Annotated in this window: 10 protein-coding genes; all 10 read left to right on the top strand. The window is 47.6% G+C overall.

Annotated features, from left to right (window positions below; genetic code table 11):
• Positions 1-126: 126 nt before the first annotated feature.
• Positions 127-984: a DUF6788 family protein gene (locus OSC7112_RS35050; protein WP_015179904.1), complete on the top strand. Its 858-nt coding sequence runs from the start codon at positions 127-129 to the stop codon at positions 982-984.
• Positions 984-1,166, top strand: coding sequence for a hypothetical protein (locus OSC7112_RS34190; RefSeq protein ID WP_015179905.1), 183 nt, complete (start codon positions 984-986; stop codon positions 1,164-1,166). Before OSC7112_RS35050 ends, OSC7112_RS34190 begins: the two co-directional genes overlap by 1 nt.
• Positions 1,167-1,340: 174 nt before the next feature.
• Entirely contained in the window at positions 1,341-1,682 is a 342-nt protein-coding gene (locus OSC7112_RS34195) for a hypothetical protein (protein WP_015179906.1), read from the top strand.
• A complete protein-coding gene (locus OSC7112_RS34200; RefSeq protein WP_015179907.1) occupies positions 1,675-2,163 on the top strand; it encodes a hypothetical protein in 489 nt (162 codons plus the stop codon). The genes OSC7112_RS34195 and OSC7112_RS34200 overlap by 8 nt, the downstream gene beginning before the upstream one ends.
• On the top strand, positions 2,163-2,681 hold the full coding sequence (locus OSC7112_RS34205; RefSeq protein WP_015179908.1) for a hypothetical protein: 519 nt from the start codon (positions 2,163-2,165) through the stop codon (positions 2,679-2,681). The genes OSC7112_RS34200 and OSC7112_RS34205 overlap by 1 nt, the downstream gene beginning before the upstream one ends.
• Positions 2,681-2,902 (top strand): hypothetical protein, encoded by a 222-nt coding sequence (locus OSC7112_RS34210; RefSeq protein ID WP_015179909.1) that lies wholly within the window; start codon positions 2,681-2,683, stop codon positions 2,900-2,902. Before OSC7112_RS34205 ends, OSC7112_RS34210 begins: the two co-directional genes overlap by 1 nt.
• The gene (locus OSC7112_RS34215; RefSeq protein WP_015179910.1) at positions 2,899-3,168 is read left to right on the top strand and encodes a hypothetical protein; all 270 of its coding nucleotides are present in this window, start codon (positions 2,899-2,901) and stop codon (positions 3,166-3,168) included. Before OSC7112_RS34210 ends, OSC7112_RS34215 begins: the two co-directional genes overlap by 4 nt.
• Complete coding sequence (locus OSC7112_RS34220) at positions 3,111-3,752, top strand: hypothetical protein (RefSeq protein WP_015179911.1); 642 nt, start codon at positions 3,111-3,113, stop codon at positions 3,750-3,752. The genes OSC7112_RS34215 and OSC7112_RS34220 overlap by 58 nt, the downstream gene beginning before the upstream one ends.
• Positions 3,753-3,992: 240 nt before the next feature.
• On the top strand, positions 3,993-4,376 hold the full coding sequence (locus tag OSC7112_RS34225) for a hypothetical protein (protein WP_015179912.1): 384 nt from the start codon (positions 3,993-3,995) through the stop codon (positions 4,374-4,376).
• A gap of 127 nt (positions 4,377-4,503) precedes the next feature.
• Positions 4,504-7,383: a DUF3987 domain-containing protein gene (locus OSC7112_RS35055; protein WP_015179913.1), complete on the top strand. Its 2,880-nt coding sequence runs from the start codon at positions 4,504-4,506 to the stop codon at positions 7,381-7,383.
• The last annotated feature ends 262 nt before the right edge of the window (positions 7,384-7,645 follow it).

Below are 7,645 nucleotides of genomic sequence, written 5' to 3' on the forward strand. Positions count from 1 at the left end.
GCCGCCATCCCGCCCGGAAGGGCATTCTCTGGATTGGTAAAAAATTCTTTTCTGTAACCCTTGACAGTTACCTAAAAGTTACTTATAATTGGTTACATAAGCGATTATTCAACTGATAGGTAACTTATGGCAATTCCATCGGTAGTGCAAGGGACTGTAGAATTCGCGGGAAAGGTCTTTGAAGTTGATTCTCCCAGAGGTTTGACCTGGCTGGAGTCGGTAACATCATTTAGATTTGAACCATCGGGACAGAATAAGCCCTACACAGTTCGCAAGGAGTCAGGCAAGGGTGGCGATTACTGGTACGGTTACAGAAAGATGGCAGGGAAGTTACATAAAAAATACATCGGCAAAAGCTCAGAGATAAGCACCACAAAGCTTGAGGAGATTGCAGAGGCTCTGAATACTCCCCCACAGTCACGGGTTACAGATAAAGTTACAGAGGTTACAGAAGGAAACGAGCGAGTAGTTACAGAGGAAGTTGCAGATAAGGTTACTATTAAGGAATTCACAGCATTAAAATCCCAAGTGCAAGCGCTGCAACAATCCCTAGAAGCCTTGCATGAGGCACTGCTGGGAAAGTCTGACGCGGGTAATTGTGAAGAGTTACCCAAAGTTACAGATAATGAGTTACAGATTGAGCTAGGTAACTTGCAGGTGACTAACTTAAGGCTAGAGATGGAAAACCAATCTTTAAAGGAGGAATTAGAGGGAGCGCGGGAAAGTATATCCTCTCAAGCTTTTATCATCAAGGATGGCAGAGAAAGAGAATGGAAGCTTGAGGAGGAAGTTGAGAAATTGCGATCGCAACTTACGACAGAACGCGCCGATCGAGAGGAAATTAAAAACTCAGCGCCGATCGCGATCGGTGTCGAATTCACGGAACCCGCAACAATTCTCAGCAAGCTCCGAACCAAGCGGAAAAAATCTAGTGTGACGCTCGCAGATGTTGAGAAAATCTTAGAAATATTGGAGGAAAGCTGATGCCGTCTACCTTTGAATGCCCGCACTGTAAGTCTCGATACAACAACTGGATTTCATCTGTTTACAATTCCGAAACTCAAATTGACCTAACTACTTACCAGTGCAAACAGTGCCTTAACTTTTTTGAGATTGCTTGGTCTACTGAGGATAAGGCAGAGGGCGAACAAGTTTTGGAGATGTAGGATTTAACGCCAGGGCGTGACAAAACTTTACAGCCATCACTTGACAATATGGCTGTAATACTGCGATCGTAGGTAATTAAGGAAGATTGATGCGCGACTGAGTAGCGTTTGCCCCGCTAAACAAGTCACGGCTTCCCCAAACCGTTCAGTATTAACGTTTGGAGCTTAATAATTATGGCACTTTCAGACGATTGTCTTTGCGGACGATCGCAACACTTAACGTTTGCGTCAAATGACAAAATTGTCGTGGATGGCAAAACGTTTGCTCGCGTTCTCTCGCTCATTAATTTGAGCATAGACGACTTGACCAACGCCCGCCACCGAGAAATTTTTCTTGAATGCCTCAACACGTATTTAGTGGAATCTCCCGCTGAGTCCGAGCGGGACGATGCTTATATTTTTCGTGCCAGCCTGCTCTTGGACAGTTATTACGAATACGTACCCGCGTGTCTCGCGCTTATCCATTCCAACTTGGAGGAAGCTTGTACCCTAATGCGCGAGGTCAAATATGGCTAAGCCCCCTGCCAGTTGTCGCCGCATCGACCAACTCAAGGCGATCGCCTTTGACTGCGGGTTCACTAATGAGGACGCTCGGCAGTTTGGCAAACTTTCAAAAACTTCTACATGGGAAGCACTGCTGGAACTGTATTTCGTTGATGGTGAAACGCTAGACAGACTACTAGACAAATCGCTAGACAGCGTAGACGTTGTAGACGCTTCTGTAGACACGACACCTGACTTGCTTCGTGTAGACAGTTTTGCTGTAGACAGTGTAGACACCCTTGACTGGACTGGCGATGGTTCGTTTCCCGTGTGCTGTTTTAGCCGCCAGAATTCCACCAGCTTTTTAGACTGGGTGGACTTTGGACAACTGATCGCCCTCGCCCTCGCATCGGCGGGTGTGTTTCTGCTGGCTATGAATCTCTGGCGACAAATTAACCCTCTGAATTTATTTCCTCCCATCAAAGTCAACATTCAAATCGGAGCCTCAAAATAATGGGATTAATGCAAAAACTTTTGGGTGGTGGCAATCAATCCGCTACCCAGTCCGGTGGTGGCTTAGTTCATGATGGCAGCCACAACATTGATAAAAGCAAAGTTATGGCTGCTACCTCGGCGGACGCAATCAGCCCTCTTAACCCTGGCAATTTTGCAGCAGGCGAGCGCTCGGTTCCCATCATTCCGGCACCTCGCTACTTCACTGAGGAAGAAGCGGACGCAATGAAAGAGCTTGCCAAGCAAAAGACCGAAGGCGCTAAACAGTCGAAGCGGGGCTATGAAGCTGCGGGGAAGATTGAAGAGGCTGACGCAAAAGTCCACAAGTATCACCGCAAATACGAAGGTGTGGTGGCTGACAACGAACTCACAAAGAAACGCGCTGATGTTCGGCTGGGTAAGCATTTGCATAATCAACGCCCCGCCTATGCTCGGTTAGGGATGTCGTTAGACCAAGCGGCCAGCAATGCCGAAACCCGCATCAGTGAAATTAAAGCCAAGTTGCAGGGGGCGAACTGATGCGAAAAAAGTGTGATCCCAACGGCAACCCGCTAACTCCCGAATTTGCGACTTGCATCGCACTTTTGCACGGGGCAAAAACCTGTGTTCGGTGGCGAACTAGCAACTCTCTGGGGATGAGCTTGTTGGAAAAATCAGAACAGCAATTGATGGATACAGTTACCTCTGCTATTGATGAGGCTGTACGAAATCTTGAAGCTTTGCAGGAGGCGGTGAGATGACAAAGGCGATCGCAATTCTCAACGATTTTTTGATGGTTGCGGTTGCCTCCAGCTTTCTCTGCTGGGTGGCTTCCTTGCATCCTAATGCTTTGGCGTTGGTCAGAGCTGTCTACATAATTTTTGCTGTGCTATGGATGTTGAGTTGGGCTTTAGATGACTGGTTGGTCGTACGCCTGAAAATTAAGTTGTGCGACTTGCAGGGCATTTTGTGTCTAGGATTCGCAGCAGCAGCGATCGGACTGGGGGTGATGATATGTCGCGCCTGAAAGTTTCGGTCTTAACGGTTTCTGCCTTTACTCTCTGGCTCGCTCCCCCCTTTCTTTTAAGCCGCAAGGTTCCTTTACACAACTTAACAACAGGTTTAGCTTTACTTGGCTCCTGGGCTTGCTGCTTTGAAGCTCGCCGAGTTGCTGACAAACTCAACCAAGTTGAAGAGTTTGAGGCTATGAAAAAAGCGGCCATCAACGCTGATGTGGCGGACGAACTGGCAACAGAAATTTATGTCTCCGAACAGCAACGTCGCATAGAAGCCGAGGCAATTCTCAATACGAATCAGCGAACAGAACAAGAAAAAGAGACGGAACTCGATTCTATAAGAGAATCGTTAGAACTGTTAGTGAATAAGACTTCTAGCAATTCTGGCGAACTGGCGGTGGTGAATTTATCCACTAGACAGCGCGAAAAAATTGAATTGATTCTGCGGTGTCACGCCAAAGGCATCAATGGCAAAAACAAAATCCTCAAAGAAGTTTGGGGAGTGTCGGCTGGTAGTAGCCAAACTTATCGCGACGCAAAGGCTGAGTATGAATACTTAATGCCATTTATTAAACAGGAGGAAGAGGAAGGATGAAAACGTGGGCTGGGGGGGGAGCCGGGTATGGCCCGCCCCCCCAGCCGCGCCATTAGTCAAAGGCGCCGCAGGCAACCGGGGCGAGTAATACCCGGTTAGCATTTAAAAAAACACAACTTATGATATACTTTCCAACTTTGAAAATCAAAAACTGTAGACAGCAGTGTAGACAAGACTGTAAACACCAAAGTTTGCCCAAGGGGTTTTCAATTGCGATCGACCTAACGGTAGAATCACAAAATGTACTTAACTTCTTGCATTAAATTCGTCGAGCATCAGTTCTCACAATATTCGGGGGGACTGACTTGGATGTTTGTGGGAAGACCGATTCCAAAAGAAAAATGGAAAAAGTACATGAGTTTTTGGGGTGCAGTCATTTGGAGAGTTAAGCGCACTCTCAAGAATCAAATCAAAGCGATGTTTGAGGCTTGGCTCGGAATCCACTTTTTCGAGCTGGTGGTGGATATTTTCTTGTGGGTCATAGACACGCTTACGACTCCTGATACTGACCTTTGCAAGATTGAGGCTAGTCGCGACCCGCCTAAAATCTTTATCCCTATTCCCAAGTTTATTGAATCGAATGGTTGCGCTCGTAGTGACCTACCTGTCCGCTCGTCTTTCTAGCGGGGCGGTTCCACTCGTGTTTTAAGTTTTTTAAAACTTCAATGTAAAGCCAAAAAACCACTGCTACTAATTGGAACCTAGAACGCAGTGGCTTTTTGGAATCAGGCCTGATGGCCACATACCTATCATGAATAGTAGCTCAGACAACGGACAAAGCACAAGCCGTGCACTTCTTCGTGCATCCAAAACCAGCCCCTGCCCCCACTGTGGCAAACCAGACTGGTGCTATTTCATCGGCGAACTTTCAGTATGCAACCGCGAACAGCCACCCGCTACGGGCTGGGAAGCAACCTCGAAAGCCGATAAAGATGGCAAAACTTACTACGCCCCCATCCAACAAAAAAAAGCTATTCGTCCGCGTGGTACTCGTGACTGGTACTATCCCGCCCGCGACGGCTCCCCCCTTGTCCGCGTTGTTCGGTTTGATGACGGCAAAGGTACTAAGGCTAACTGGACTCAAATGAGTTGGGGTAAGTGCAAGAGTTCGCGACAGATGGGGTGGATAGGAGGTATTCAAGGTGTAGCTCGTGAAAATATCCCTATTTACCGCTATGCAGAGGTCAAAAAAGCGATCGCAAATAACGAACTGATTTTCATCGTTGAGGGGGAATCCTGCGCCGATACACTTTGGGGCTTAGGTTTGGCCGCTACCTGTAATATCGGTGGCTCTGGCAAGTGGCGAAACACTGACACAAGCGATTTAGAGGGTGCAACAGTTGTCATCGTCCCCGACCGCGATAAACCAGGAATCAAACACGCTGAGCTATTGCATCAAGAATTCCCTGGCGCGCTGTGGCTTTATCCTTTCCCTGAATCTAAAGCCTGGGAAAACCTACCCGAAAGCAAAGGGCTAGATATTGCCGACTGGGTGGAACATCACAAAATAACTGCGGACGATATCAAGGCGGCAATCGGAGAGAAGAAAGTCTTTGAGGTTCCCCGGCAAGCGCCAAAAGTTGTAAGCCACCCGAAATTTGAAGTTCCTAGCCTCTCCGACCTAGCGGCAAAAATTGACGAACTGCTCCACTCTGACTTGAGAAGGTCGCAGCTTCAAATCAAAATCTCAGAACTGGCTCAGACTTACCGACTTACTCCGGCAGAAGTTCAGAAAATTTATCGCACTCGCGAGCAAGAGTTAGAGCAAGAACTGGAGCAAGAAGACACAGCGGCCGAAGTTGCTCGCCTCCTCTCTGCCCAAAAATCACAGATTGAATTATCCGAAATTCTCCCCCCTGGGCTAGCGGCACCTATCGAAAAACTAGCGGCAAAACTCAATCTAAAAACTGAGTGCTATCTGGCCGCCCTCCTCACCCAAGTTTCAAGCTTGTTCAAGGTCGGCTCAGAAGTTTTGCTCCGACGCGACACTGACTACCGATGTACCCCTAACTATTTCGCTGGCATCGTCGCTGAGTCATCTCAAAAAAAATCCCCCATCATGCGGGCAATGATAGACCGACCGATGCAATCGCTACGAGAGAAAGCTCGGAAGGAATATCAGAAAGCCCTCGCAGACTATGAAGAAGAGTACAGGCAGTGGAAGGCAGCTAAAGGAGACAACAAAGGCTTACCACCTAAAGAACCTCGACCCAGGCTCTACTCGTTTTCTAAGTCCACAGGTGAGGGCATCTTGTACCAAGTTGCTGAGTTCCCCGACCAAGCCTTGATGTATCGATGTGATGAGCTTGCCAGTTTGTTTAAATCGGCAAACCAATACCGAGGGGGTAAGGGTAGTGATGATGAGGACTTGCTCGAATTCTGGAACGGTACAGGCAGCACAGTCCTGCGAGCTTCTGGAACCAAAGCAGACTTGGATGGGCTGCTGCTGAGCGTTTTTGGAACCATCCAGCCCGATGTGTTGGCCACTTTGCTTAAAGATTGCAGCGATGCAAATGGGAAGTTTGCGCGGTTTGACTTCGTGTTTCAGCCGTTGGCTGCGTCTAAGCTCTCTGAGGAGGATAGTGGCGGTTTTGACATTACACCGATGCTCGCAGCGCTTTATCTAAAAATAGATGCTTTGCCTGCTTTGAAAATGGAGCTAAGTCCTGATGCTAAAAGGCTTTTCACCGCTTTCTATAACGCAATGGAAGACCGACGGGTTGCAGAACCAAAACAAGGCATCCGGGCGATGGTCGGCAAAATGCCGGAAAAAGTGGGCAAGATGGCCGCTATCATCTACGCCCTTACCTGCGCTTTCAACGGTGTCGAGGTTAGCTCCTCAATCCCTAAAGCTGCGGTGGAAGCGGCGATAAAGTTTGTCAAATTCAGCTCTGACCAAATTGCCAGCCTCTACGCTGAATTTTCCGATCGCACTGCTTTAGCTCCCAACTTGGCAAAAATTATCTCGCTGGCAGAACGCAAGGGGGGGACAATTTCGCTTTACCAAATTAGGCAATCTTTCAATGGCAAAGAGCGGCCAGAGGTGCAGCGAGTTCGAGAGTGGCTTACTGAGTTGTCAAATTTGAAATACGGTGAGGTTACATCAGAAGGACGAAAAATTACCTTTAATTTAAGTCCACAGTCCACATTGTCCACATTAGCCGAAAATCCATACACTGACAAGGTTTATCCTGTCCACATTCCTCAAAATACCAGTCCACAAAGTCCACAATCCTCACTCCTGAAAACATCAAAAGTGGACGAAAGTGGACTAAAAGTGGACTACTCAGTCCACATTACTAAACCCTTACCTGATAAGGCTTTAAAGCCTAATGTGGACAATGTGGACTTAATTTTGCCAGCTTCTAAAAATACTCAGTTCTTAATGATGAGCTGTACTACACAAATTAGCTCAGACGATGCTGAAAAACTTCGTGATATTGCTCTGGTCTGGTGGCCCGAATACTACCCTGCCCAATTGCAAAACTTACTTACCCAGATGTACGGATGGAACGCGCCAGGAACTAAATACGATGTGGCTGTTATCGCTGATTGGTTGGAAAGCCAAGATGAGCTAGTTCGTGACCGCATTACTGAACTCGTGCATCAGAAGACAGCATCCCTGACTTGATAAGGACGTGCTAGTGGGGGTGTGCCAATCGTCTGTGCCACTCCCTGCCTAACGACTGTGCCAGTTTTTTTAAATTACTGTGCCAATAAAGACTCTAGGCTCTAGGTCAGGATATTAAACTATCCTGATGTAGCAGCAACGGTTCCAAGTCCTAGATGGGGAAATTTGAATATCCCCGCCTACTTCCCCTAGCGGGATTTTTGTCAGGGCCCGCGAGATTTCTGCCGAAGTAGAAAACATATTTTCGGGCCCTGCAAAAATA

Source organism: Oscillatoria nigro-viridis PCC 7112, assembly GCF_000317475.1.
In the GTDB taxonomy this organism is placed as follows: Bacteria; Cyanobacteriota; Cyanobacteriia; order Cyanobacteriales; family Microcoleaceae; genus Microcoleus; species Microcoleus nigroviridis.